Genomic DNA, 26548 nt, shown 5'->3' with positions numbered 1-26548 from the left:
TCCTACGCTCCACCTTTCCTGTTTCCACTCTGCGCCCCGTCTTGGTCATCATAAAGGATGATCCCGCGCTCACCTGGAAATTTCCATGTCGCCCTTCTCGTAAAATATCGCTGCGAGCGCCGCTACAGGCGCCGTTTCCGTACGCAGGATACGCGGGCCGAGCGTCAGCAGCTTTGCCCCAAAAGAGGCCGCCAGCTCCGCTTCCTCCCGAGAAAAGCCGCCCTCTGGGCCCACAAAGAGGAACAGCCTTTCCCCTGTATTTTTCAGTGCTTCCCGAAGGCTTTCCGTGCCTTCTTCATAGAAAAAAAGAAGCTCTCCCTCCCGGGCGGCGTTCTCCAACGCCCTGCGCAGCGGAACCGGCTGCAGCACTTGGGGGACAATCCCCCTTCCGCTCTGTTTGGCCGCTTCCAGCGCTATCTTCTGCAGACGGGCCACTTTTTTTTCCGCCGTTCTGCCGTCCAGCTTCACCACACAGCGGGAACTCTCTACCGGCTGGATCTCCCAGGCTCCCAACTCCACCGCCTTCTGCACCACAGTCTCCAGTTTATCCGATTTGGGCAGGCATTGACACACGGTCACCCTGGTCTCCGGCTCGCTGGCCGTCTTCCGGCTTTCTTCCACCGTGACAAGCGCCCCCTCCTCGCCGCAGTGCAGAAGAGTACAGAGATAATCGTAACCCCCTCCGTCGCAAAGCGTGAGGCGCTCTCCCGGCTTCATCCGCAGCGAACGGGTAATATGCCGCCCATCCTCTCCGCCGATCCAATATTCTCCTGAAGGTTTCCCCTTCACAAAAAAACGCGGCATCCTGCGCCCCCTCCCGTTTTCTGATGCTTTTCTCTGGTATTCTAACCTTCCCTTCCCGCCTTGTCAAGGCCGTGTATTTTCTCCCTTCTCCCAGAGTTTTTAAGCCTTTCCTGCGGCGCGTATATTTCCTTCTTCAGACAGCCGCCCGGCTCAAAAGAAAGTTTGAGAAGTTGTTAATGATTTTTAGCCGGGAATATGCTATACTGTTTCGTAGATATTTCCCGTGCTTCTGGCTGAAACCTGCAAATAAAAAAGGGGGAGTTCTGTGCTCAAAAGGATATCCGCGCTGCTTGCCGCACTGTTTCTGTGCGCTGTGCTTTCAGGCTGCAGCTTTGTCATGTTCGACGCACAGGCGCTCATGTCCCCACCCAAATCCAACATAGACCAGCAGAGCATTCATAAGCTTCTGCAGGGAAGCCGCCAGGACATCACTTTCATTTACCCCAAGTCCGGTGAATACCGCTCGGCCATTATCATGCGGGATTTCACCGGAGACGGCCGGGAAGACGCCATCGGCTTCTGTGCCCTGGAGGACGACAGCGTAGAGGTACAGTTTCTGGTGAAATCGGAGGAAGACGTCTGGAAAACCGTCTTCACCGCCCGAAATCCGGCAACACAGGTGGACCGTGTCTGCTTCGGGGATTTGAACGGGGACGGCCGGTCCGACGTGCTGATCGGCTGGGGCAGCACCTCCGGGGTGACGGGCCGCACTGCACAGGTCTGCGCCTATCTTTACGACGACGCCGGGGATATCACCGAGTACACTCTCGGTTCCTACGGCGAGATGACCGTGACGGATTTTGACGATGACGGGGTGGACGAGCTGTTCACCGCCGACAAATATGTAGCTCCAACCGAGGAGGGCGGTGAAGCGCTCCCCGCGAAGGGGCGGGTCTATGCCTACCGGGACGGCGCCATTCAGGAAATTTTCTCTGCGGATGCGGACAATTCCATCACCAGTTATTCAGCCGTCACCTTTGGCAGGCTGTATCCCGAGCTCAGCGGCATCGTTCTGGACGGCGTCAAGGCGGACGGCAGCATGACCACCCAGATCTTCGTGATCGACCCAGTCCGGGGGAGGCTGGTAAACCTGCCTTCAGGTGTCAATTCCGAAACCTATCAAAATCCTTTTTCCCGGCCCGCCGCCGCCCCATTTCTCTCAAGGGACATCAACGGGGACGGCGTTGTGGAGATTCCCGTCACAACGCTTCTGCCTGGGATAGCCGACTCTGTCACTCCGGATTTCACCAGTTTTCTGGTGGCCTGGAGCGTCTATGACGAAAAGGACGGGGCTCGTTCCGTTTTGAGCGCCCTAATGAACCCCGTGGAAAACTACTGGTTTGAACTTCCCTACGGACTCAAGGGAAAAATTTCCGCATCAAACGATGTGGCGAAACGCACCGTTACCTACACCGAAGTTATTCCGGGCAAGGATGGGGAAATGCCGCTTTTGGGCGCTCCGCTGTTCAGCATCCGGGTATTCACCCAGTCCGCCTGGGACAGCCGCGGCCAGACCAGCGGATACGAACTGCTGGCATTGCAGAGCGACCTGGTTTACGGCATCCAGGTACTCACTTCAGACGCCAAATATTCTTACGCCATTGACCGGGTCAAACAGAATTTCAGACTGATTTCGGAATAATCTGTGCCGCAGTCGGCCGGAAAGGACGATACAATGAAAAAAATATTGGTTGCAGAAGACGAACAGAACATCCGGGAATTTGTGGTCATTAATTTGGAGCGGGCCGGCTATCACGCCTTCGAGGCAGCCAGCGGCGACGAAGCCATGGCGCTCTACGAGCGGGAGAACGGTGATTTTGACGTGGCCGTACTGGACATCATGATGCCCGGCGCCATGGACGGCCTGGCCGTATGCAAGGAACTGCGCAGGAAAAACAGTTCTATCGGAATCATCCTCCTCAGCGCCAGAACCCAGGAGATGGACAAGGTCAGCGGTCTGATGATGGGCGCAGACGACTATGTGACCAAGCCCTTCTCTCCTTCTGAGCTGGTGGCCCGGGTGGACGCGGTGTACCGGCGGGTGGCTTTGGCTGCGGAGAAGAGCGAGAACAATCTCCGGGATGAGCTGCTCTCCGGCGAGTTTGCCCTCAACCTGCGCAACCGTTCCTTCCTGAAGTCCGGAAAACTTGTGGAGCTCACCCAGGTGGAGTTTCAGATCATGGAATATTTCTTTTCAAACCCCGGCGTAGCCCTGAGCAGGGGCGATATCCTGAAGCACGTCTGGGGCGCGGGGTATGTGGGGGAGGAAAAAATCGTGGATGTCAATATCCGCCGTCTGCGCATGAAAGTGGAGGATGAGCCCTCCAACCCCCGGCATATCGTCACGGTCTGGGGGCTCGGCTACCGCTGGGAAGTCTAGGCAGCCACTGAGCAAATCGTGGGCCGGCGTTTGCCCGGCGTTCTGTACCGTCCCCTTTTTCAAGCAGCTGCATGCAGGCTGGCACTATCCGGCGGAAAGGAGGCCTGTCCGTGATCCGAAAAGGAATTTCCCGCCGTTGGTTCATCAACACCATCGGCATCGTTTTTGTCATCCTCACTGTTTCCATCGTCACTCTGTCCCTGATGGTACAGAGCTCTGCCTATAACGGTATCGAACTGGTGCTGACAGGCCGTGTGGATGAGCTGCTGAACATGCTCTCCGGCAGTTCCGGCGGGCACAACGCCTCGGAATTTACCGCCATCACACGGGACTACATTGAAAATTTCCGGGATAAGAACAAGATAGAGATTATGGCTCTCAGCAAGAACGGCAAGGTATACATCACCTCCACCGGCTTTGCGCCGGACCAGACTCAGTCCATGCCGGATTACAACGTGGCCCTGAAGAGCGAAAACAATTCCGGCAAATGGATCGGCAGGCTGAACACAGGGGAAAAGGTGATGGCCATCACCCGCGTGGTGCGGGATTCCTCCGGCAGCCTGATCGGCTCCATCCGGTATATGGTATCCATGGACCGGGCGGACCAGCAGACCACTGTTGTCATTCTCACCCTGGTGGCGGTAGGGCTTTTTATTATGCTGCTGATCACCTTTTCCGGCATGTATTTCATCCGTTCCATTGTGACGCCCATCCGCCAGATGAGCGCTACCGCCAAACAGATTGCACAGGGCGATTTTGAGGTGCGCATTGAAAAGAGCAAGGACGACGAGATCGGCCAGCTCTGCGAAGCCATCAACGACATGGCCTCTGAGCTGGGCGCCACCGAGCGCATGAAGAATGATTTCATCTCCTCCGTATCCCATGAGCTGCGCACCCCGCTTACCGCCATCAAGGGCTGGGCCGAAACCCTGCACGACGGCGCAGATCCCGTAACCGCGGAAAAGGGCATATCCGTGATTATCCGGGAGTCGGAGCGACTTTCCGGCCTGGTTGAAGAACTGCTGGACTTCTCCCGTCTGCAGAGCGGCCGCCTGCGGCTGATGGTTTCAAAAATCGACATTCTGGCTGAATTGGATGAAGCGGTCTATATGTTTACGGACCGTGCGCGCACGGAGCACAAGCAGCTGAACTATGAGGAAAACACAGTTTTGTCCCCTGTCTACGGCGACGTAGATAGGCTGCGGCAGGTATTTGTCAACATCATTGACAATGCTTTGAAATATACCGGGGAGGGCGGTACGATTACCGTTTCCCCCAAGGAAGCAGACGGCTTCATTCAGGTGGTAATCCGTGATACCGGCTGCGGCATTCCGGCAGAGCACCTGCCCAATGTGAAGAAGAAATTCTATAAGGCAAACCAACTGGTACGGGGTTCCGGCATCGGCCTGGCCGTTGCGGATGAAATTTCCGTGCTGCACGGCGGCAGCCTCACTGTGGAGAGCCGGGAAGGCGTGGGTACCACAGTCACCATCTCTCTGCCCACCTGCCGAACCCTGGAGGAAAAACCAAGCCTGGTGAAAACCCAGGAAATTTTGAAACAAATACAGGAAAGGAACTAAGAAGCGAATGGCAAAGAAAATTACGACGATCGGCGGTCAGGCCCTGATGGAGGGCATCATGATGGTGGGTCCTACCCGCACCGCCGCTGCGTTCTGCGATGAAAACGGGACGATCACCACAGAGGACATTGAAGAGCAGCGGCTTACCAAGAAATATCCCCTGTTGGGCAAGCCTTTTATCCGCGGCATTTTTTCCCTCATCGATTCCTTCCGCCTGGGCTATAAGGCACTTTCCCTGTCCGCCGACAAACTGACAGACGGCGAAGAGGAAGAGGAATTGACCGGTGTGGACAAATGGCTTACAGAGCATCTGGGGGACAAGCTCACCGGCGTCATTATGACCGTCGGCTCCATTCTGGGCGTCGGGCTGGCCATTTTACTGTTCTTCTTCCTGCCCACTGTGCTTTTTAACCTGCTTCAGGACGCCGTTGCCTCCGATATCTCCGGCTGGCGGTCCCTCTTCGAAGGGGTGCTGCGCATCGCCATCTTTCTCGGCTATGTGCTGCTGGTCTCCTTGGTCCCCGATATCAAACGTACCTTTCAATATCATGGCGCGGAGCACAAGACCATTTTCTGTTATGAAAACGACCTGCCCCTTACTGTGGAAAATGTGCGGCTGCAGGGCCGCTTTCATCCCCGCTGCGGAACCAGCTTTCTGATTCTCATGCTGCTGCTGGGCGTCATCGTGGGCTTTTTCATCCCCTTTTCCAACCCCTTTCTTCGCACCTTTGCCAAGCTGCTGTGCATCCCGGTGATTATGAATATCGGCTATGAGCTCCAAAAGGCCTGCGCCCGCCACGACAATCTCCTGTCCCGTATCATCACGGCGCCGGGCCTGTGGGTACAGCGCATCACGGTAAAAGAGCCGGACGACAAGATGATTGAGGCGGCCATTGCCGCCATGGAGGCCGTCATCCCTGAAAACGGCGAGGATCTCATCCGGTGACGGTACAGGAGCTGTACCGTCAGGCACGGCGTATATTGGAAGACGCGGGGCTTGATTCTCCAGACTTCGACGCGGGAGAACTCAGCGCCCATTTCTTTGGCCTGGACCGGGCCGGGATCGCACTGTATGGGAACAGGACGCCCCCATCAGAAGCTGCGGCCGCCTTTTGCCGCGCCGTCAAAGAGCGGGCTGCCCGGCGGCCCCTTCAATATCTGCTGGGCCAATGGGAGTTCATGGGCCTGACGCTGCAGGTGGGAGAAGGGGTTCTGATTCCCAGGGAGGACACCGCCGTTCTCGTGGAGGAACTGGCAGCGGGGCTCCGGGGCGTCCCTGCCCCCCGAGGCCTGGATTTGTGTGCCGGCACCGGCGCTGTGGCTTTGGGCCTGTGCTCCCTGCTTCCGGACACAGAGGCGCTCTGTCTGGAGCTCTCTCCAACTGCCCTCTCTTTTCTGAAAAGAAACCTGGATGCCTACCCGCAGTATCATGTCCAGGTACAGAAGGCGGACGTCCTGCTCCCGGACACCACTCTACGATTCTCCCACGGCGCTTTGGATTTCATTGCCTCCAACCCTCCCTATATTGAGCGGGAAGAGCTTTCCCAGCTCCAGCCGGAGGTCCTCCGGGAGCCCGCCATGGCCCTGGACGGCGGCGAGGACGGCCTCCTCTTCTATCGGGCCATTGCTGAGCATTGGGTCCCTTTGCTGAAACCGGGCGGTCTTCTGGCTGTGGAGATCGGTGAAACGCAGGCGGAACAGGTATGCACTATTTTTTCTGCCCATCCTTTGGAAAACATACGTGTCTGCCAGGACTGGGCCGGCCTGGACCGTGTGGTGCTCGCAGTACACGCCGGCGCCGCCGGGGTCTGACCGGTATTTGGCCAGTTACTGCGGAAAGGAGTCCTCTTTTTGAACCCATCCAAGCTCGCTACCCTGCTGAGCCGTGTCAAAGACGGCGACGGCGCAGCCTTTGAGGAACTTTACCGCTGTTATTTCCACCGCGTGTTTGCTGTGGCTCTTTCCATTCTGAAAAATGAAGAAGACGGCAAGGATGCCGCCCAAACGGTTATGACTAAGCTGCTTCTTCTGCCGATGGACGCTTTCCCCGCCTCCGGGGAGAACACCTGGCTTTACGTGATAACCAAAAACGAGGCGCTGGGCATCCTGCGCAAAAAGAACCGGGAATCTTCTGCCAGCCCTGAATTCTGGGCGGATATTCCCGATCCCCGCTCTGAGCTGGATCAACTCCTGGATTTGGAGGCATACCGGAAGCTTGTACAGCCTCTGGACGGGATTTCCCGGGAGATTGTCACCCTCAAGATTCTGGGCGGCTTCACACACCGGGAAATTGCCGAATCTCTGCACTTGCCCGCCGGGACTGTGCGCTGGAAATATCACGCCGCCGTTCACAGCCTTCGGCTGCTCTGGGGAGACCTGGCGGCATTTTTTCTCTTTTTGGCCTTGTCCCTGGCTTCCGTGCCCTCCCTTCTTCGAGAGCCCGCAGCCGGTGCGGAGGGTTCCGCCGCGCCTCTTGCGCCCGCTTCCCTGGAGATTTTTCCCTTTTTCTGTTTCGCCCTGCCCGCCCTGTTGTTTCTGATTCTTTTCCTCCCCCTTCTGCGTACTGTCCGAAAACGCAGAAAATCTGCGGTGGACGCCGCAGACAAACCGATAAAATAAGAGAAAGGAAGACCCCTTCCATGAAAAAACGGATTCTGCCCTTGCTCCTAATCCTCCTGCTTTCCCTCACAGCCTGCGGAAACCAGAAGGATACCATGTCCATCTCCGTAAGCGGCTTTTCAGAGGAAACCCAGGAAGTCCTTGACCTTTTTTCCGATGAGCTCATGTTCTTCGACTACCGGACGGACGACACGGTTCAATCGGTTTCCATTGATCTCTGGAGCTGCACCGATGGAGAGTGGGCAAGCGCCGGGAAGGTATCCGGCGCCATGAACGGGAAATCAACCCGGCTGGGCCTCAGGCTCAATGAGTACGCCTGTGATCTCTATCAGACAGAGGGCAGCGGTTATACCAAGTCCAGTTATCCCTGCCCCGTAGATTTCTCGGCGGCGCAGACAGCCGCTTCCAGCCGCCTGACCTCCCCCACCCGGATTGAGCTGAACCGGGAAATCCCTTTATGGGTAAAATGGGGAAGCAGTCAATCTGCTCTGAAAACGGAAGGCATAGAGAATTTTCGGGATGTCAGCTGTGATTTGGGTATTGCAGTGACCATTACCTTTTCCGATCAGGCGGCGGAGTAACGTCGTCATCCGTCTGAACCACAGAAAAATTTGCGGCAAATAAATGAAACCGCCAACAAAAGAGCCTCCTTTCTGCATCTATAGAGCAGAAAGGAGGCTCTTTCTATGGTAAAAAAACTTGTTCAAACGGTTCTCGCCCTGATGGCGCTGGTTTGGATCCCCGCCGGATGCAGCGGCAGCGGCATTCCCGAACTGGATTGGGATGCGGGGGGAATGGTGCTTCTGGAAGCGTATACCGGAGGCGTGCCCGCAGACGCCTGGAAAAAAGAGACCCGGGATCCGGAACTCATCCGCCTCGCTTCCTCACAGCTGAAACAATTGAAAATTCAGCGGGCTGCCTCCAACGACGACGTACCCTGCGGCGGCATCGGCCTGTACCTGCGCTTTTCCCGGGCGGACGGCTCCTCGGAGACCGTGCATCTCGGCGCAAACGGCGACCTGCTTCTCACCGGCGCCGGTTTCTATAAGCTGCGCCGTCCGCTGGACCCCGGCAGCCTCTGGCGCTCCCTGGACGGAGAAGAAGTATCCGTTCCCGAACAGGAGCTCCCGGAGGTCGGCAGCGGGGGAATTTGATTCGTTCAAAAGCAACAAGCCCCGCTGACAATAAGAATCCGCATACAAGGATCATCCCTGCAAGGCAGCTGCTTTTTTGGCATCCATGGAGGAACTCTCCTGTCTCCGACAAGGACGATTCCCCAAGACAGGCGAAAATGACAGAAAACTCATGGCCGTAATGGGCAAGGTCAAAGAGATTGTCTTCCGGAAGCAGGGACGACGGCAGACTGGCAGAACCCAGCAACAGGGGAAGCGCACAAAAGCAGGCAAGCGCCGAAACGAAAGCGCCGATACAGAAGGCTATCCCTTTTTTGCCGCAGGAAAGCACCCGGCAGGCGGCACACCACAGCACTCCCGGCAGAAACGCCAAAAAGGCTGCGGCGGCAAGCAGGGGCAGGCAACTGAAAAAGTACTCTGCATCCTGAAGACTAAATACCCGCACATTCTCTAGTCTCTCGCCAAAAATCAATTCCTGGGTCCTTTCCTCCATAAACGGGCGGGAAGAGCTGTCATCAGCCAACAGAAAAAAGCCCTCTTCTTTCTCCAAGAGTGCAAAGCCTCCCGCCCCAGCGGTTTCCGGCAGCTGTGCTTCAGAATTTGGAACCACAAGATACCGGTCCCTTCTGGTTCCGCCCAGACTTTCCCCGCCTATCTCCTGCCCATCCGAAAGCGGTTTGGTGGCATAGACCACATACCGCCCTTTGCCCGCAGCGTTTGTCACCACCAGGTCTCCCTTTCGCTCCAGGCGATCCGCTGGAATGCGCTTTACCCGCAGCCCTTCTTCCCAATTATCTCCTGTCTCTGCCATGAGTACATAAGTTCCTCCCCCATCCTCTTTCACCGCAGGGCTCGGCAGCAGTATCTTTTCATGCTCACCCTCCACCGGCCTGGACTCTGCGAGGATCGCCTGCGGCAGCATTTGACGCTCTATAAAAAAAGAAATGATGGTACAGGAAATCAACAGCATGACTGCAAGTCCGGAAATACAGGTTATTCTTTTCATCCCTTCATCCCCGCTAAAGCGATCCCCTCCGCCAGCTCCTGCGTGAAATGCAGAAATAGAAAAAGCGGAGGCAAAAGCACCATAACACAGCATGCAAGCTGCACCATATTATCTTGCGGCGGAACGTAGGAAAGAGCCACAATCAGCGGATACTGCTCAAAATCCTTCAAATAGGCAATCGGCTGTTCCACCATATTCCATCCATCCATAAAAGAGAGCAGCAGCACACAGGCACAGCCGCTTCTGCTCATGGGAACGAGCACATAAAACAGTGTTTTCAGCACATTGGCTCCATCCAGCTCTGCCGCTTCTATCATCTCATCGGGAACCGCTTTCAGGCTTTGCGTCATGATAAAGGTTCCCAGCGGCGCAAAGATCGCCGGAAGCAACAGCGCCCAATCCGTATCAATCAGGCGCATTCCTTCCAAAACCATATAATTGGGTACAAGAGTTACCTGCAGCGGCAGTATCATGATGCTCAACAGCAGAAAGAAAAGGAAGCTTCTCCCCTTGAAACGGCACTTCGCAAATCCAAAGCCTCCGAATATGGATACAAGCAGCTGCCCGACAACAATGCATAGGCACAGCCCCAGGCTTTTCCAGAAGCGCAGAAGATACTTGGGAGAAGCCAAAAAGGCCTCATAATAGCCTTGAACCGTGAATCCGCTGGACGGCTTCCAAACGCCAGTCACCAGCAGATAGCAAAACGGCAGGATTGCCGTAACGCCCACGAGCCCAACAGCGCCTCTTTTGAGAAGCTGCAGTTTGTTCCTTCCCATCTTCAGCCCTCCTTTGCTGCACCCTTTCGCTCAATCCATAGGTAAAACGCACCGAAAAAAACGGTAACGAGCAGATAGAACAGGACTGACGCTACTGCAAGTTTGGAGTAGTTGAGATTTTGAAAGCTGTTGTTGATGAAATGTTGCAGCATATAGACGCTTTCATCGGGATGTTCCCCGCCAATGAGGAATATTTCCCGAAAGCATTTAAAGGCATTCATAACGGAAAAGACAGTGGCGATGAACAGCGAATGCCACATTTGGGGCGTGGTGATATAACAGAATTTTTTGACGGACGACGCTCCGTCCAATTCTGCGGCATCGTACTGTTCCGCTGGAATTGCAGCGAGGCCAGCCAGCAGGAGGAGGGTGCTGTAGCCCATGTTTTTCCACAGGTATAGCCCCAGCGCTATGGGAAAGGCGTAAGCGGAATGGAGCCAGTCCGCAACAGGCAGCCCCAGCGTATACAAAGCCCGGTTCATAAGGCCCTCCTGTGAGAAGAGGAATTGTACCAGCATCACGGTTCCCGCCACCGGCATGATATAGGGCAGCAAAAGGGCGGCCTGCATCATCCGTCTCCTGCCAGCACAGCTTTTCAGCAGGAAAGACAACAGGTAGGAAACCGCCAGTATCAGCGGCAGACCGATGCCGAGAAACCTTAATGTGTTTTGAAAAGCAAGCAGAAACATGCTGTTTTCAAAAAGCTTTCGGTACTGCAAAAGCCCTACAAAGGCTCTGCTTCGCCCGTAGCCCTGGGAAAACGAAAGCTGAATTACCAGAAAAAAGGGAAGGATGTAAAACACCAGGCTTCCCATCAGGATGGGCGCTATCATAATCGGCCCTATTTTCCCCCGTTTCATTCCGCCACCTTCATAAGCATTTTACGGTATGCCTCTTTCACCTCGGCCTCTATCTCCGAATCCGGCCTGCCCCTGCAGGCAAGATACAAGGCATAGAGATCACCGTCCAGTTCTGTTTTAAAGTTTACAGCATTCACCATACTGCAAATTTTTTGTATTTTCCCGGCTTCCTCTGCGGTCACCTGCCGGTCATCAAAGCCCTCCGCGCCGGCATATGGATGTTGATTCATCATGTCCTGCATAAGGCTGTCATTCACCGACAGCCCTATCCCGGTACTGCCGAACCTCCAGCTTCCGGCGCCCTGCAGTTCCTCGCTCAGCAAAGCTTCCAGCACGGAAAACGCCGTCTCCGGGTTGTCCGTGTTGCTGTTAATTGCGGCGAATTGTGTGACGGTTGCCGTTACGCCCCCAGTATTGTTGCAAACCGCCATACAGACCGGCGCCGCGTTTTCCCGCAGAAAAGCCTGGGCCGAAAAGGCATAGTTGGCTGTGCCGTAGGCCAAAAGCCCCGATGTGAAGCCGCTCTCTTCCGGCATACTGCACAGCAGCTTCATCCCTTTCGAAAGCTCCTCCTGGGAAATCAAAAGCTTTCCCGCGTCATAATCGGCCAGCTTTCCGAACATAGCGGAGCAGCTCGCAAATACCGTGGACCGAAACGCCTGCCCCACCAGCTCGTCTCCGCTGTCCACGGCGTCTTGCGCCGTCATTTGTGCAGATTCTGTGTCCTTCAGCATGGAGCCGTCCAAAATTACCAGGGGGATTTCGTAGCTGACCGGCAAAAGGAAGCGGCCCTCTTCCCTCCTGCCTGCCTCCATAACCGTTTCGTTGCATTGGCTCAAATCCAACGTACGGCTCTGCTCAAGCAGCTCGTCCAACCGGAGGAAAACGCCTGCCTGCATGACCCGTTCAGGCTCCATAAAAAGCTGCTGCTGCGGAGGATACAGAAGCGGATCGTAACAGGATACAAAAAACAGATCCGGACCTTTTCCGGCCATAATTTCCGTTTGCACGGCGCTGATTTTAGACTCCCGTTCCGCCGCGCTTTCCGGGAAGGTAACCGCCTTCAGTTTTACAGGCAGGTTCCGCCCCCTGCAGGCCCTCTGGAGGTCGCTGAAAAAATTTGCCCAGTCAACGAGTTCCGAACTGGAATCCATGCAGACGGTGAGCTCTGTTATCTCTTTTACCCCGCCGTCACGCTCCTTCCCGTCGTTTTCACACCCTGAAAGGCAGAGTGACAGCAGGATTGCCAGAGTGAGGGATAAAACTCGTCTTTTTCTCATCGCAGCCTCCCTCCTTTAAAGTGAACCGATAATAATTGGATTTTGACGCCGCCATAAAAACGGGTATAACTTCTGTATGCCAGCGCATTTGAATAAAATTCAGATGTAGTATCTATCCTTTTAGACTATATTTTCAGTTTGCCGTATCAAATTGGCACTTTCGCAATACTTATTCGTATAATATTGCCTCCACAATTGCGGTACGCTTTTTTGTAAACTATTTTAATAATAAAATATCATTATCTCTATATTTTGTCAATATTTATTTAAAAAATTATATCTTTTGACAAGAAAATGCAACATATATTTTGTTCACCGCTGAAAAATCTTCTTCCGCCTCCGGCAGGCTGTTTGCCGACAGGCCGATTCGCTCACAGGCGCGAGGGCTCCCAGCCGTTTCCGGCAGGCGGCCATGGCCTTGGGCAGTCTGACGGGAATGGGGGAAAATGGAATGGAAAAAGCCCTGCGCTTCCTTGAAACGCAGGGCTTTCCGTATTTCTAAATACTATGGCAGTGCATGTAAAAGATTCTGCCGGCAGGCGTTCGGGTTTCCTCACTTGTTGGAGGCTGCCCGGTCTACGGCAGTCTGCCAAATTTGAATCAGCTCTTCGACACCGGCGGCCGTAAGCTCATTCCTGTAAGCCTCCCAGGATTCATCCGTCACGCCGTTGATGGTCCAATCCGCCACATAGCGGTCCACAATATCGGAAATTGTGGGCTGAATCTGAGACAGGCGGGAGGATTCTTCCACTGTGGTCAGCACACGGGGCAGAACGGTATCGGCATACTCTTCAAGGATTTCTTCCTTACCGCCCTTTTTCTGACCTTCCAGAAGCGTGGGGGCGTCGTAATCGGCCACTGTGTCAAAATAAGCGTCCTTAATGATAAAGGAACCGCGGCAGGGGGTGGTGTTTTCGCGGGGAGAGTTCTTCCCGTCTGCAAATTCGCCCTGAGGGATATGGTTCCCGTTTTCATCCTTGGGTTTTGTCAGGTAGCCGTCCTCCTCTTCAATAAAGACCGCGCCGGGCGTGCCCCAGTTGGACATGATCGAAAGCTTGGGATCCGCGGCGATAGCCTCTACCCAGAGGGCAATGGCATGGGGGAATTTGCAGTTGGTGGTGATCGCCGTATTGGAAGTATCCTGCAGCTCGGAATAGTTCAGGCGGAACCCGGTGCTGCCGCTCTCGCCCTTCAGGCGGGGCAGGCTGTCGTACTGGTTGCGCACGTCTATGTTGGAGATGGAGGCTTTTCCGCCCCAGGTGCTGAAGGAGCCCACTGTAGCTACATCTTCTTTGAGCAGGGAATTCTCAAAGGAAAGGCTGGTGTCAGCCTCAAAGGAGCCGTTCCAGATCAGCTTTTCGTTCCACAACATGTTGAAGAATTCCGCGGTCTTGCGGAAAGCCTCGTCCATGGCGGAGAAGACGACCTTGCCGTCCTTGTCAAGGCAAAGGTGATCCGCATACTTGTTGCCGCCGCAGTAGGAATCCGCTAAGCCGAAGCAGCCGGTAAAACGGTAGAACAGGTCGTTGGAGCCAAAGGTGTCATGCAGGCCGAACTGCGTTGCCAAGGGCACTTCGTCATCCTTGCCGTTGCCATTCAGGTCTCCAGCGTCGCGGAATGCTTTGAGACAGTCCACCCATTCATCCACCGTAGTGGGCATCTCCTTGCCCACCTGCTTGAGCCAGTCGGCATTGATTTCAAAGGGGCCGGGGGTAAGCACTAGGCCGAACATCTCCTCAATATAGGGGAAACCATAGATATGTCCGTCAGGCGCCGTGGCCTCCAGGCGGTACTCTTCCTTGCTCTCCAGCAGCTCCTTGTATTTGGGCATATAGTTGTCGATGAGCTCTTCCGTAGGGATAAACACGTCCTGGTCGGAGTACTGAATGACAAAGGTGCTGGACTGTCCGTCCACAAAGTTATAGAAGCAGTCCGGCAGGTCATCCCCTCCCGCGGAGAGCATCAGGTTAATCTTCTCCGCAACGCCGTCATAGGGGACGTCCTCCCACTCAAAACGGATTCCGGTAAGCTCTTCCCAAATCTTCACAATCTCCAGCTCCGTTACCGGACGGGTGCGTCCGCCCGTGTAGTGGACAAACATGCTGATTTTTCCGTACTTTTCCTCGAAAGCGTCGGGATCCGGAATGATGGGCATGGTGCCGTCCAGGTTCAAAAGCCCCAGCTCCACAGCTTCCTTCTCCTGGTCGGTAAGCCCGGGATACTTGCTCTCATCCACCGCGGCTGACGCAGAGGATTCGCTTCCCGGCTTTGAGGTCCCTCCGGAGCTTGCTTTGCTCTCCCCTGCCTCTTTTGTCCCGCAGCCAATCAGGGCCGCGAGCAGGCTGAGTACCAGCAGAAGGGACAGTGCTCTCTTTTTCATTTCGATTTCCTCCAATCATATTTTAATCTATCTTCTGTGCTCAGCCCTTTACCGCGCCCACCATCACGCCCTTGGCAAAATATTTCTGCAGGAAGGGGTAGACGATCAGCAGCGGCGCAGCGGCAAGCACGACGATACAGTATTTAAGCTGCTCCACCAGTTTCTGACGCATGGCGATTTCCTCCGCGTTGTTGGTCATGGAGGTTGCCTGGTTCATGAGTACCAAATCCCGCAGCACCACCTGCAGGGGCATATTCTCCTTCCCGGACAGGAACATCAGGGGATTGAAAAACATGTTCCACAGGGCCGTAGCATAGAACAGGCACATCACGGCGATGATGGTGGAGGAGAGCGGAATCACAATGCGGAAGAAGAATTTGAAATCTGTACAGCCGTCGATACGGGCGGCTTCCAGCATTTCCGTGGGGATTCCGGTGTCAAAGAAGGAGCGGCATACAATCAGGTTGTAGGCGGAGACCGCCACCGGCAGCACGATGGCCCAGATGGTGTCGTACATGTGCAGGCTCTTGATGACCAGATACAGCGGGATGATACCGCCGCTGAAAAACATGGTAAAGGTGAACAGGAACATGATGACGCGTCGGCCCGGCAAATCCATCCGGGAGAGCGCATACCCCGCCGGGATGGTGCAGAGCAGGGCAACGGCGGTTCCCACCACCGTATATTTCAGGGTATTGCCGTATCCGGTCCACAGGGGCGCATAGTCAAAGGCCCTCGCATATCCCTCAAAATAGGGGGATTCCGGGTAAAACAGCAGCTTGCCTGAATTGACGATCACCGGATCCGTAATGGAGGCCAGCAGCACATAGTAAAGTGGATAGACGATCACAACCGTGATCAGGGTCATGACAACGGCGTTGACAATGTTGAACGCCCGGTCTCCCGCCGATTGGCGGATGGGCCCTTTCCTGCGGATATGTTCTTTCACTGCGCTTCCCCCCTTTTCAAAATACGCTGATGTCGCTGAACCTCTTTGAGATGAAGTTGACAGTCACCAGCAGAATGAAGTTGACGACGGAGTTGAACAGGCCCACAGCCGTGGCAAAGCTGTACTGGGCCTGCTGCAGGCCCACTTTGTACACATAGGTGGAAATCAGCTCGCTGACGGTCGTGTTCATATTGTTCTGCATCAGGAAGGCCTTTTCATACCCCACGTTCATGATGTTCCCCACATTGAGAATCAGCATCAGGATGATGGTGGGCAGGATCAGAGGGATATCAATCCGCAGGATTCTCTGAAACCTGGTGGCCCCGTCCATGATGGCAGCCTCATAATAATCCGGGCTGATGCCTACCAGGGCGGCGATGAAGATGATGGCGTTGAAGCCCATGCTCTGCCAGACCGATGACCCCACGTACAGGGGCCGGAACCATTCCGGCAGGCTGGTGAAAAACACCTCGCTTCCGCCCAGATCGGTGATGATCCCGTTGATCAGCCCGTTCGCGGAGAACAGCATGGAAATCAAGCTGACAATGATGACGGTGGAGAGAAAATAGGGCGCGTAGGAGATCGTCTGAATTGTCTTGCGCAGCTTAGCGTGCCGGATCTGATTGAGCAGCAGGGCGAAGATGATGGGGATGGGGAATCCCACCGCCAGGGTCAGCAGGCTGACAATCACCGTGTTCCAGATGGCGTTTACCGCAATGCTGGTGCTGAAAAAGGTTTCAAAATGCTTAAAGAGCGGGGCCGCCCAGGGGCTGCCCAGAATTCCCATCCTGCCTTTGTAGTCTTTAAAGGCAATGAGCAGGCCGTACATGGGATAGTAGGCGAATACCGCCAGCCATAAAAGGGCGGGCAGCAGCAATACATAGAGCTGCCATTTTTCCAACACCCTTCTTGCTGTTCCTCTTCTTCCCGACTTTACTTTCATCGTGATAGCCCCCTTTTGTTATGGCCTTGCACCCTTTTCCCTCTGAAAAAAATTTAATTTCTACCCATCATTCCGTGTAAAGCTTCACATTTCTAAATTCAGCCCGGCCGTTAATGGCAAAGAGTCCGAACCTGCGCCCGGCATGGTCGTACATTCTGGCGTTCATGGCAATCTCGTTTCCCAAATAGACCACCAGGACGCTGTCCTCCACAAAAATTTTGAAGGGATAGAAGGTGTCCGGCTGCAGTTGGAACGGCCGTTCCATCTCCACCGCATAGGGGAACATCTTCCCGCCCTGCCCGTCGTCTCCCAGGAACCGGATGCCGGAGACATATTCCAGCCTGTTCCGGCCCGGTTCCAGCGTCAGATAATACCCCACATCGAAATTTTCATCCATCTGCAGGGCAATGCCGAACCGCCTTGTTCCGGGGGAAAAACTCAGTTCGCCCTCCAGCTTGCACTGCCGGGGCACCGGGTTCAGAAGCACCCCGCCAAACCCGCAGTCCCCGTTGATACGGATCTCCCAGGGAGAGATTTCACAGCTTCCCAGCACCGGTTCGGCTTCGATCCTGTGCTCTGTCTTCAGCGCCGCGTCCACATGCTCCTCGGGAACCACCCGGAGAGTCCCGTCCGGGTTCTGAAGCACCCGGTGGACCACCAGATTGCCGCCCCAATCCCAGGAGCAGCAGTCCTGGCTGATCCTGTTCGCTGGGTTGAAATTCTTTTTGGGCAGTTCCTTTGTGGGATTCCAGCCATAGATATACCGGTGCTTTCCATCCGTCCCCGTCTTGGCTGCATAGTAGGCCCGGGAATCAAAGGTATCCTGCTCCGGCCTGATCCAGGGGCCGGAAAGGGAGCGGCTCATGCGGTACATGGTCTGGAACCGGTCGCAGTAATTGGAATAGACCAGATAGTACCAATCCCCCATCCGGAACAGGTCGGGACACTCGCAGGCTCCTGCCGCCGCCATGGGCGCGTAGAGGGGTCGCCGGTATTCCCAGTGATGCAGATCTTGGGAAACACAAAGCCCTACACAGGCCCGGCGTTCAGTTTTTCCCAATACGGAGGAAGCCATAATCATCCACCACTGCCCCTCTTCCTCATTCCAAAACACGAAGGGATCGCGCCATTCAGCAGGGTCGTAGATCTCCCCATCCGCCGGCAGCACCTCTTCTTCGATGGGCGTCCAGACGTCCAGGTCCGTACTCACCGCGTGCCGGATAAACTGCCTGCGGGGGTTGTCGAGAAAGGTGCAGTAGAACATGTGGTAAACCTCATCCACTTTGAGTACGGAACCCGTGCCTCCCTTGATATGGGTAGGGTGCTCCGTGAAATGCACGTGATCCTCAGTGGTGAGCATGTGCCAGCCGCCCTCACAGTCAGGGCCGTCGTTGCCCCGGGTGTTTTTCAGATAGAATGGCTTCCATTTCCCCTCGTCATAAAAGGGAATCATGTCCCCCAAAACAGCCTTTCCAGGCCGGTAAAACAGCTGCATAGAAATCTTTCCTTTCTTAACGGAATATTTTCATAGGATCCGGCGTGAGGCCGGCTTCAGGTCAACAGCTTGATCTTGTGAAATTTCGCCGTTCCGTCGGAGGCAAACAGCCCGAAGAACCGGTGCGTGTAGTCGCACATCCTGGCATCCAGCGCCACCTGTCCATCCAGATAGGCCAACAGGATACTATCCTGCACAAATACCTTCAGGGTGTGGGGAATATTGGGTTCCAACCGTGCGGGACGCTCCAACTCCACATCAAAGGGAAAGGTCCAGCCGCCCTCGTCGTACATGCGCAGTGCGGATTTGAATTCCAGCCTTCCCCGGTGGGGCTGCAGGCTCAGGTAATATCCCTTGCCGAACTCCTCGTCTACCTGAAGTGCCACGCCCAGCTCCTGCACAGATTCCGAAAAGGTCAGTTCCAGTTCCAGTTTACAGAGCTCCGGCACCCGGTTTTCAAAGAGCAGGGAGCTGTAGCCAAAGGGGTTTTGCGTTTCCGCCGAATCAGGCCCTACGGTCCAGGAACCGTTTTGGGGAACCAGGGGCGTTTCATTGTGGACGGTGAGCGCGTGATCCACAGCCTCAGGGACCGTGACGCCCAGCGTGCCGTCCTGGTTCTGCACCAATTTATGTACAATCAGCGTATCTCCCCAATCATAGGAGCCGTAATCCTTCCCGGGATAGATGGGCGGATTAAACTTCCACATATCGTAATACCGTGTGGGGTTCCAGCCGTAGAGATACCGGTCCCTGCCGTCCGTCCCGGTTTTCGCCGCATAGAAGCACCGGGTGTCGAAGCTGTCAGTCTCCGGGGCAATCCACGGCCCGGCAAGAGAGCGGCTCATGCGGTAATAGGTTTGAAACCGGTCTGTATACTGAGAATAGATCAGATAGTACCAGTCCCCCATGCGGAACAGATCCGGGCATTCATGGGCGCTGGTGTGGAGATGGGGCGCATAGAAGGGCTCCCGCAGCTCCCAATGGTGCAGATCTTTGGAAGCACAGAGTCCGGTGCAGCCACGGCGCGCCGTTTTCCCCATCTCCTTTGCCGCCACAAGCATCCACCATTCCCTCTCAGCCTCGTTCCAAAAAACAAAGGGGTCGCGCCAGTCGGTCAGGTCATAAAGCACGCCGTCCGGAGTAAAACTGTCCTCCTCCAGCGTCTCCCAGGAGGAAAGGTCCCTGCTCACGGCATGTCGGATTGTCTCCCGCTTGGGGTTCTGCTGAAAAGTGCAGTAAAACAGGTGATAAGTCCCCTCCACCTTGAGTACAGACCCGGTGCCTCCACGGATTCCCGTAGGCTGTTCGGTAAACTGCAGATGGTCCTCCGTGGTGAGCATGGTCCAGCCGGAGGTCCGGTCGTCTCCAAAGTAGGCCCTGTTTCCCTTGAGATAAAAGGGCCTCCACTTTCCCTCATCATAGAAAGGAATCACATCTCCCACCGTAGCGTTTTTCGGCTTATAAAACAGTCCCATCGCAATCGCTCCTCCTTTTTTTGCCGGCAGATTCTTTTTATGTGCTTGTACAAGCACATAAAAGAGGGGATATCCCCTCTTTTGACCGGCGGGAAGGCCGGTCTGAGCTCCATTTGACAACGTTGTCAAACTCTGCTAAAATAAATAGCACAACTTGTTTGTGCTAAATCTTGCTGCACTTTTTCCTGAATTAAAAAAATCAAAAGAAAAATGATCAGCAAAAAGTATAATGATTTCGTTGTCATTTTTGTTTATGTGGTCATTATATACAGTGACAAGCTGCTTGTCAAGTGTTTTTTTACTTTTTTATATTTGAGAAAAGGAAGTGATCTCCTCCATGTCCACCAGCAAGGACGTCGCCCAACTGGCCGGGGTCTCTCCAGCCACGGTTTCCCGGGTCTTCCGGGGGGAGGCAATCGTCTCGGAAAAGACCAGAAAGCTTGTGATGGACTGCGCCCGCCGGCTGGGCTACACCCCCAGTCTTGCGGCAAGCGTTTTAAAAAAACAGAACAATCATACGGTTGCATTTCTGGATCCCGACCCCCAGAACCCCTTCTATATCCAGACCATCTCCCGCATCAGCGATGTGCTGAGAGAACAGTACGGCTACCACACCATGATGGCGCCGGACACCAAATACGGCCATCTGGTCCGGGAATCCATTCAGTTTTTCCTCTCCTACCGTGTGGAATGCATCGTGTTCTCCCCCATCAAAAACCGCAGCGACCCTCAGCTGGCAGAGCTTTTTCAGACAGAGCAGGACTGCCGGTTCCTGCAGCTGCACAGCAAGCTGTATCCCCAGGTCAGCTCTCTCTATTACAACGATGTGGCCGGCATGGAAGAGGCTACCAGCTGCCTCCTGGAAAATGGGCACCGCCGGATTCTCATCGTCTCTGACGACAGAAATCGGATTCGCGGCTGCTTCGACGCTTATCGGGCCGCCGGCATTGCAAAACCGGAAATCCCGGTAACGCCTCTGCCTGTGGGCGTTTCCGCAGAGCAGGTGATGGAGCTCATTCAGCGCTGGCAGCCCACCGCCGTGATTGCCGTGGCGGAGATGTTCGGACTCCCCGCCTACAGTGCCATCACCAAATTGGGGCTCCGGGTGCCGGAAGATATCAGCCTGATCGTGTATGACGATACCGCTTGGACGAAAGCCCTGGGCATCACGGTGGTAACCCATTCAGAGGAAGATGTTGTCAACGGCGCAGTGGACAGCATTTTAGGCATGATCCGGGGAGATATCGAAAGCCCCCGTCACACAAAGCTGCCGGCCTATCTGCTGCACAGAGATTCTGTACGCAGACTTTGAACGGGCCGATGAAAAAGGGGACGCCGCAATAAAGAAGTATTGTCACAGCAAGCGGTATAATCAGTTTTGGCTACGCCGCTGTTTGTTTTGTTGCTGTCCGGCAGTTCAAGCACACCAACGTAGTTATAGCTGATTTCCACCTGCTGAACACGCTTCTCGGCGCTCTTGTCCAGGGCGTATGGATAAATTATAAGTTGCTATGGTGAGGTCATAATGGCAGAATTATTTGGTGCATTTCCATATTTGGAAAATGAAAAAATTATAATAAAGAAAATGGAATTAAATGACGTTGCAGCGTTGTCAGAAATAAGTAACAATGATAATGTTTATAAGTATATATCGCCGTTTTTACATAAGAAAAGTAACAAAGCATTAGAGACTGCAATCAAAAATCTTGGCGGAAAAGAGTTTGAAAAGAAAAAGTATATCATTGCAGGAATTTATTTAAAAGACAATCCTAATAGGCTTGTAGGTTTAGCAGAAATGTTCGACTACAAAAAGAGAGAAAATAAAATAACAGTGGGTTATCGTCTAAATGAGGATTATTGGAATAAGAAAATCGCAACAAACGTTTTGAAATTGATGGTTGAATATTTAGTAAATAAAGTTAATATTACAACACTTCAAGCATTTGTTATGCCAGAAAATTTATATTCATCAAAAGTGCTATTAAATAATGGCTTTGTAAAAGAGGATTTTACTGTGCAAGAAAAAAATTGGGGCGGTCAAGAAATTGTAACTGTTGATGTATACACATACAAAAAGCATTAGATAAATTCCAGTTTGTCAGGGAGATAGCAAAGTCAGCCGACCAGTCTTTGCTGATAGTCCATTAAGGTAGGAAGACCCTAAAATGACTTTCTCGTCCATTCCAATTTTTAGAGGAGAACCGCCGCAAAACCAAGAGGACAGCGGCTAGACACTCTGAGGGCCTGGCCGCCTTGTCTATCCATTCAGCGGGACGGAGTGCGGCGGTCAATGCCGGCAAACCCGTTCCTTTCAGCCTGACCGGTCGCCTTCTGTCCTGCTATTTTTACGAAAGTGTGACTACAAGTTCGGGACAAAACGTCCCGACGTCCTGCGTGGGACGGAAGACGGAATTTTCATATAGGCCCTGTCTGCCTATGAAACCAGTCCTGCGTTTGTGGCTTTACGCCCCGTAAGCACAGCCCTTTTTCCTGCCGTTTAAAATGTCGTGACCCTCTCAATGCAAAAGACGGGCTACCAGCTTACCGCCGATAGGCCCGTCTTTTTGTTGCCAGATTCCGCTTGCCGACTGCCCAATCTGAATATTCCCTCAATACTTGCTTGTTGGGTGTCAGCTTTGCGGCGCCCCCTTTTTCATTTCTCTACGGTTATTCACAGGCAGATTTGAAAGCTGTCCAAACCTTTTCATGGGCCTCCAGCGCCTCGGCGGAGATGTTCTCGATCATCTCCATCTTCTCCGCCTTGAAATCCTCCGGCAGGGTCAGAAACTCCCGATACTCCTCGGAGATCAGGGCATCGGCATCTTTGTTGGTGCAGTAATAGCCCAAAAACTCATAGCACTTCGCGGAGATTTCCGGCCTGAGGATATAATCCATAAACAGGTAGGCAGCCTCCGCGTTTGGCGCATTGGAAGGGATAAACTGCGCCATGATACCAAAACCGATGCCCTCTTTGGGGAACACCACCTTGAGCTCCGGATTCTGCATTTTCGCCATGGTCACCTGGGAGGTGTACATCACGGCTGCGCTGATCTCCCCGGAGAGCAGGTCGTCCTGAGTGTTGTCGTCCTTGATCAGACGGATGTTGGGCGCCAGCTCCAGCAGCTTTTGGCCCGCCGCCTCGATCTTGGAAATATCCTCCGTATTATAGCTCTCCCCCAGCACCTTCAGCGCCATGCCATCGATAACCCTACTGCTGGCGATAATACCCACGCTGTCCTCCAGGCTCTTGTCCCACAGGTCCGCGTAACCGGTGATCTCCAGATCCACCAGGCTGGGATCGTAAACGATGGTCTGCACGCCCGCCCCGTAAGGTACGGTGTACTCGTCCTCAGGATCAAAGAACTGGCCCTGATAGACGGGATTGATGCTCTTGTAATTGCTGAGCTTTGAGGGATCCAGCTTTTGCACCAGGTCTTCCGAAATGGCTGTTTCGATGATATAATCATCCGCGATCACCAGGTCGTAATCACCGCCGCCGGCCGCTTCCAGTTTGGCCAGCATGGTTTCGTCAAAATCGAAATTCACGTAGTTGATTTTGACGCCGGTCTCTTCGGTAAACCCGTCCAGCACTTCCTGAGGGAACATGCCCTCCCAGGTGAACAGATTCAGGGTGCTGCCCTTCAAAGAGGTGTCCTCCGTCTGAACAGCGCTGGAAACCTCCCCGCCCTTTGAGCTGGATTCTGCCTCGCCGCAGCCTGCCAGAACCGCCAGCAGCAAAACAGCCGACAAAACCAGGGATATCATTTTATTCCGTTTCATTGTGTTCCATCCTTCCTTTCTACGAGATCACTTTGGATAGCAGACGTTTTGGGAAACTGCCCGAAAACGCCTGCAGGCGGCTTGGGCCGTCAGGCTTACCTGCCTGCGCGGCCGCTTTCCGGTTCCTGCTTTTTATGCTTCGGCGTCCTTCCCAGAAACGCGGCAAAGCCGCACAACAGGAGCGTCGCCGCGAACATCAGGGTACAGAGGGCGTTGATTTTTGGGGTCACGCCGGTTTTCAGCTGGGTGTAAATTTTCAGAGGCAGCGTGTTGGTATTCACCCCTGTGACGAACACGCTGATGATCACATCGTCAATGCTCATGGCAAATGCCAGAAGCATGCCGGAAACAATAGCGGGCAGCAGCAGGGGCAGCGTGATATCGAAGAACACCCGCAGCGGGGAAGCACCCAAATCCAGCGCAGCCTCAGCCAGACTTTTGTCCATGCCAACCAGCCTCGCCTTCACCAGCATATAGACATAGGGAATGCAGAAAGCGGTGTGGGCCAGAATGAGGGTGGTCATGCCGAAGGGCAGACCCAACAGGGAAAAGAACGCCATGAATACCATTCCCAGAATGATTTCCGGAATCATAATAGGCAGGGTCGAAACATATTCTACCGCAGATTTGGTCTTAAAATTCACCTTTGTCATGCCGAACGCGCCCAGCGTGCCGATCACCCCGGCGCTCAAGCTGCTGATTACCCCCAAAATCAGGGTATTGCCCAGAGCTTCAAAGATCGCCCTGTCCCGGAACAGTTCTGTATACCATTTGAGAGAAAACCCGGACCAAACAGAGCTGAGCTTACTTTCATTGAAGGAATACAGGATAACCAAAAAAATGGGAACATACATCAGAAAGAGCAAAACGCCCAAATAAACGTTGGGCAGCTTGGTACGGTTTTTCATGCTCCTATCCCCCTTTCAAATCTTCCGCTTATACCAGGCCTTCCAGATCCTTGACGCCGGAAAGCTTCCGGTAGAGGAACATAAAGAGACTGGTCAGCGCCAGCAGCGCCACGGAGAGCGCCGCCGCAAAGGGCCAGTTATGGGTTTTCATCAGCTGCTCCTGAATCAGATTTCCCACCAGCACCACCTTATTTCCGCCCAGGATATCGGCGATGAAGAACAGGCCCATGGAGGGCACAAAAGTGAGCACCACACCGGAAAGCAGCCCCGGCAGGGTGAGCTTCAGGGACACCGTAAGAAAGGCTTTCATGGGGGACGCCCCCAAATCCCTGGCGGCCTCCACCAGGCTGAAATCCAGCTTTTCCGCGCTGGAATACACCGCAAAAATCATGAAAGGCAGCAGGGCGTAGACCATGCCCACCACCACCGCGGGATAGGTGTACAGAATCTTCACGGACTTTTCCGTCACGTGCAGGGCCATCAGGAGCTTATCCAAAATGCCGCCCGCCCGGAAAATAATGATCCACCCGTACAACCGGATTAAAGAACTGGTCCAGAAGGGGATCATCAGCAGCATCATGGTGCGCTTTTTCCATTTTGCGGTGAGCTTCGCCATAAAGTAACCGAAGGGATAGCCGATGAGTATCACCAGCACGGTGCTGGTGAGGGCAAGCTTGATGGATTCCCAGAAGGTTTCCAGATAGACAGGCTCCGCTATATTTTTATAATTCTGCAAAGTGAATTCAGGCAGCACCCCCCAGGTTTCCGCCCGGGTGAGAAAGCTGAGCACTATCATATAGACGATGGGGCCCAGCACAAACAGCAGGGTAAACACATACAGGGGCAGCACCGTCAGCGCCTCGCCCCGCAGCCGCCTCTTCTTTTTCTCCCTGTTTCCGCTCATATCCGCTCCTCCCCGTCCAGGTCCACCGGGCACGCGTTCTGGGGTTCCCAGGAGATGCGCACCCTGTCTCCCGGCACAAGCTCGGAATCGATGCCGTGACGGCTGCAGATGAATTCCAGGTCGTTATGCAGGGAGACGGCAATGCGCAGCATACCTCCGGCAAAACTTTTTTCCTTCACGGTGCCGAAAAGCCCCCTGCTACCCTTCTCAAATTCCTTGGTAAGCACTGCCTGCTCTCCACGAACCGCCAGCGTGACGGGCCTTCCGGGCTCGAACCGGTTGCCGCGGCAATGGAAAACGCCGGAGCCGTCCGTGCTGGTAAACCGGACCAGCTCCCCCTCCACGCACTCCACGGCGCCGTATACGATATTTGCCGACCCTACAAACCGCGCCACATAGGCGGTTTTGGGAGAATCGTATACTTCCGAGGGCGTACCCAGCTGCTGGAAGCGGCCGTCCATCATCACCGCGATGCGGTCCGACATGTTCAGGGCCTCTTCCTGGTCGTGGGTGATATAGATAAACGTGATGCCCAGCTTTTTCTGCAGGCGCTTGAGCTCCTGCTGCATCTGCCTGCGCAGCTGCAGGTCCAGCGCGCCCAGAGGTTCGTCCAGCAGCAGCAGCTGAGGCCGGTTAATGAGGGAACGGGCAATGGCCACCCGCTGGCGCTGTCCGCCGGAAAGCTCGGAGGGCATACGCTTTTCATAGCCCGTGAGCTGTACCAGGGAAAGCATTTTCTGCACCTCCCCCCGGATCTCTGTCTTGGGCCGCTTACGTATTTTCAGGCTGTAACCGATATTCTGCTCCACGTTCATATGAGGGAACAGGGCATAGTTCTGAAATACGGTATTCACGTCCCGCTTGTTGGGCTCCGTGTCCGTCATATCTTTGCCGGACAGCAGCACCCTGCCGGAATCCGGCGTCTCCAGCCCCGCGATAATCCGCAGGGTAGTGGTCTTCCCGCAGCCGGAGGAACCCAGCAGCGTGATGAATTCCCCCTGCTCTGCTTTCAGGCTGATTCCGTTTAAAACCGGCGTACCGGAAAAGCTTTTTGTAATCTCCTGCAGCTCTAACACTGTCTTGCTCATGCTCTTCTCTCTTCCCATCGTTCCGGCTTACAGCGCCGGAAATTGCCGTTTCAGATAAAGTACACTGTTTTGGTATAGATTCCATTTTTTAGATTATAATTCCCCGCCGCCCCCTTGTCAAGTAAATTGCTGCGGCATACAAAAATAGGTTCTTTTTAAGAGCCTATGTGTTCAGCGCTTTCCGT

General features: G+C 54.3%; 23 protein-coding genes. 9 read left to right on the top strand and 14 right to left on the bottom strand.

Features of this window, described 5'->3' with window-relative positions; translation table 11 throughout:
* Window positions 1–69: 69 nt before the first annotated feature.
* Window positions 70–804, bottom strand: a complete 735-nt coding sequence (locus BN3911_RS03970; protein ID WP_066861660.1) for a 16S rRNA (uracil(1498)-N(3))-methyltransferase — start codon at window positions 802–804, stop codon at window positions 70–72.
* 265 nt (window positions 805–1069) lie between these two features.
* On the opposite strand from BN3911_RS03970, the gene BN3911_RS03965 reads away from it, so the two are divergent.
* The 7 genes from BN3911_RS03965 (at window position 1070) to BN3911_RS03935 (ending at window position 7964) form a co-directional block, all read left to right on the top strand.
* Window positions 1070–2446 (top strand): FG-GAP repeat domain-containing protein, encoded by a 1377-nt coding sequence (locus BN3911_RS03965; RefSeq protein WP_066861657.1) that lies wholly within the window; start codon window positions 1070–1072, stop codon window positions 2444–2446.
* Between the two features lie 33 nt (window positions 2447–2479).
* The gene (locus BN3911_RS03960; RefSeq protein WP_066861654.1) at window positions 2480–3184 is read left to right on the top strand and encodes a response regulator transcription factor; all 705 of its coding nucleotides are present in this window, start codon (window positions 2480–2482) and stop codon (window positions 3182–3184) included.
* A 110-nt stretch (window positions 3185–3294) separates the two neighbouring features.
* Window positions 3295–4764: a HAMP domain-containing sensor histidine kinase gene (locus BN3911_RS03955; RefSeq protein ID WP_147578516.1), complete on the top strand. Its 1470-nt coding sequence runs from the start codon at window positions 3295–3297 to the stop codon at window positions 4762–4764.
* Between the two features lie 7 nt (window positions 4765–4771).
* A complete protein-coding gene (locus tag BN3911_RS03950) occupies window positions 4772–5710 on the top strand; it encodes a DUF1385 domain-containing protein (protein WP_066861649.1) in 939 nt (312 codons plus the stop codon).
* Window positions 5707–6576, top strand: coding sequence for a peptide chain release factor N(5)-glutamine methyltransferase (prmC, locus tag BN3911_RS03945; protein WP_066861646.1), 870 nt, complete (start codon window positions 5707–5709; stop codon window positions 6574–6576). Before BN3911_RS03950 ends, prmC begins: the two co-directional genes overlap by 4 nt.
* Window positions 6577–6615: 39 nt before the next feature.
* Entirely contained in the window at window positions 6616–7383 is a 768-nt protein-coding gene (locus BN3911_RS03940) for an RNA polymerase sigma factor (RefSeq protein WP_066861643.1), read from the top strand.
* A gap of 20 nt (window positions 7384–7403) precedes the next feature.
* Window positions 7404–7964, top strand: a complete 561-nt coding sequence (locus BN3911_RS03935; protein ID WP_066861641.1) for a hypothetical protein — start codon at window positions 7404–7406, stop codon at window positions 7962–7964.
* A gap of 445 nt (window positions 7965–8409) precedes the next feature.
* Here the strand turns inward: BN3911_RS03935 and BN3911_RS17140 are convergent, their stop codons facing one another.
* The 9 genes from BN3911_RS17140 to BN3911_RS03885 form a co-directional block, all read right to left on the bottom strand.
* Window positions 8410–9522, bottom strand: coding sequence for a hypothetical protein (locus BN3911_RS17140; protein ID WP_147578515.1), 1113 nt, complete (start codon window positions 9520–9522; stop codon window positions 8410–8412).
* Complete coding sequence (locus BN3911_RS03920; RefSeq protein ID WP_066861632.1) at window positions 9519–10301, bottom strand: carbohydrate ABC transporter permease; 783 nt, start codon at window positions 10299–10301, stop codon at window positions 9519–9521. The genes BN3911_RS17140 and BN3911_RS03920 overlap by 4 nt, the downstream gene beginning before the upstream one ends.
* 2 nt (window positions 10302–10303) lie before the next feature.
* Window positions 10304–11161: a carbohydrate ABC transporter permease gene (locus BN3911_RS03915; RefSeq protein WP_066861629.1), complete on the bottom strand. Its 858-nt coding sequence runs from the start codon at window positions 11159–11161 to the stop codon at window positions 10304–10306.
* Entirely contained in the window at window positions 11158–12441 is a 1284-nt protein-coding gene (locus BN3911_RS03910) for a hypothetical protein (RefSeq protein ID WP_066861626.1), read from the bottom strand. The genes BN3911_RS03915 and BN3911_RS03910 overlap by 4 nt, the downstream gene beginning before the upstream one ends.
* A gap of 553 nt (window positions 12442–12994) precedes the next feature.
* The gene (locus tag BN3911_RS03905) at window positions 12995–14821 is read right to left on the bottom strand and encodes an extracellular solute-binding protein (protein ID WP_147578514.1); all 1827 of its coding nucleotides are present in this window, start codon (window positions 14819–14821) and stop codon (window positions 12995–12997) included.
* A gap of 40 nt (window positions 14822–14861) precedes the next feature.
* Window positions 14862–15770 carry a carbohydrate ABC transporter permease gene (locus BN3911_RS03900; RefSeq protein ID WP_242871070.1) on the bottom strand — a complete coding sequence of 303 codons (909 nt, stop codon included), beginning with the start codon at window positions 15768–15770 and terminating at the stop codon, window positions 14862–14864.
* A gap of 16 nt (window positions 15771–15786) precedes the next feature.
* Window positions 15787–16713 (bottom strand): ABC transporter permease, encoded by a 927-nt coding sequence (locus BN3911_RS03895; protein ID WP_066861620.1) that lies wholly within the window; start codon window positions 16711–16713, stop codon window positions 15787–15789.
* 67 nt (window positions 16714–16780) lie between these two features.
* A complete protein-coding gene (locus tag BN3911_RS03890; RefSeq protein WP_066861618.1) occupies window positions 16781–18208 on the bottom strand; it encodes a glycoside hydrolase family protein in 1428 nt (475 codons plus the stop codon).
* A 56-nt stretch (window positions 18209–18264) separates the two neighbouring features.
* The gene (locus BN3911_RS03885) at window positions 18265–19683 is read right to left on the bottom strand and encodes a glycoside hydrolase family protein (RefSeq protein ID WP_066861615.1); all 1419 of its coding nucleotides are present in this window, start codon (window positions 19681–19683) and stop codon (window positions 18265–18267) included.
* A gap of 337 nt (window positions 19684–20020) precedes the next feature.
* On the opposite strand from BN3911_RS03885, the gene BN3911_RS03880 reads away from it, so the two are divergent.
* The gene (locus tag BN3911_RS03880) at window positions 20021–20995 is read left to right on the top strand and encodes a LacI family DNA-binding transcriptional regulator (RefSeq protein ID WP_066861613.1); all 975 of its coding nucleotides are present in this window, start codon (window positions 20021–20023) and stop codon (window positions 20993–20995) included.
* Window positions 20996–21208: 213 nt separating this feature from the next.
* Window positions 21209–21766: a GNAT family N-acetyltransferase gene (locus BN3911_RS03875; protein WP_066861609.1), complete on the top strand. Its 558-nt coding sequence runs from the start codon at window positions 21209–21211 to the stop codon at window positions 21764–21766.
* 584 nt (window positions 21767–22350) lie between these two features.
* Here BN3911_RS03875 and BN3911_RS03870 read toward each other — a convergent pair.
* The 4 genes from BN3911_RS03870 to BN3911_RS03855 all read right to left on the bottom strand — a co-directional run bounded on the left by BN3911_RS03870 (window position 22351) and on the right by BN3911_RS03855 (window position 26363).
* Complete coding sequence (locus BN3911_RS03870) at window positions 22351–23463, bottom strand: polyamine ABC transporter substrate-binding protein (RefSeq protein WP_066861606.1); 1113 nt, start codon at window positions 23461–23463, stop codon at window positions 22351–22353.
* 95 nt (window positions 23464–23558) lie between these two features.
* Window positions 23559–24371, bottom strand: a complete 813-nt coding sequence (locus BN3911_RS03865) for an ABC transporter permease (protein WP_066861604.1) — start codon at window positions 24369–24371, stop codon at window positions 23559–23561.
* A 28-nt stretch (window positions 24372–24399) separates the two neighbouring features.
* A complete protein-coding gene (locus BN3911_RS03860; protein WP_066861601.1) occupies window positions 24400–25275 on the bottom strand; it encodes an ABC transporter permease in 876 nt (291 codons plus the stop codon).
* Window positions 25272–26363, bottom strand: a complete 1092-nt coding sequence (locus BN3911_RS03855; protein WP_066861598.1) for an ABC transporter ATP-binding protein — start codon at window positions 26361–26363, stop codon at window positions 25272–25274. The genes BN3911_RS03860 and BN3911_RS03855 overlap by 4 nt, the downstream gene beginning before the upstream one ends.
* Window positions 26364–26548 lie beyond the last annotated feature (185 nt).

The sequence above is a fragment of the Neglectibacter timonensis genome (genome assembly GCF_900048895.1).
GTDB lineage: Bacteria > Bacillota > Clostridia > Oscillospirales > Acutalibacteraceae > Acutalibacter > Acutalibacter timonensis.
Note: the sequence above shows the minus strand (reverse complement) of the source record. Positions and strands in the feature narration are given on the sequence as shown.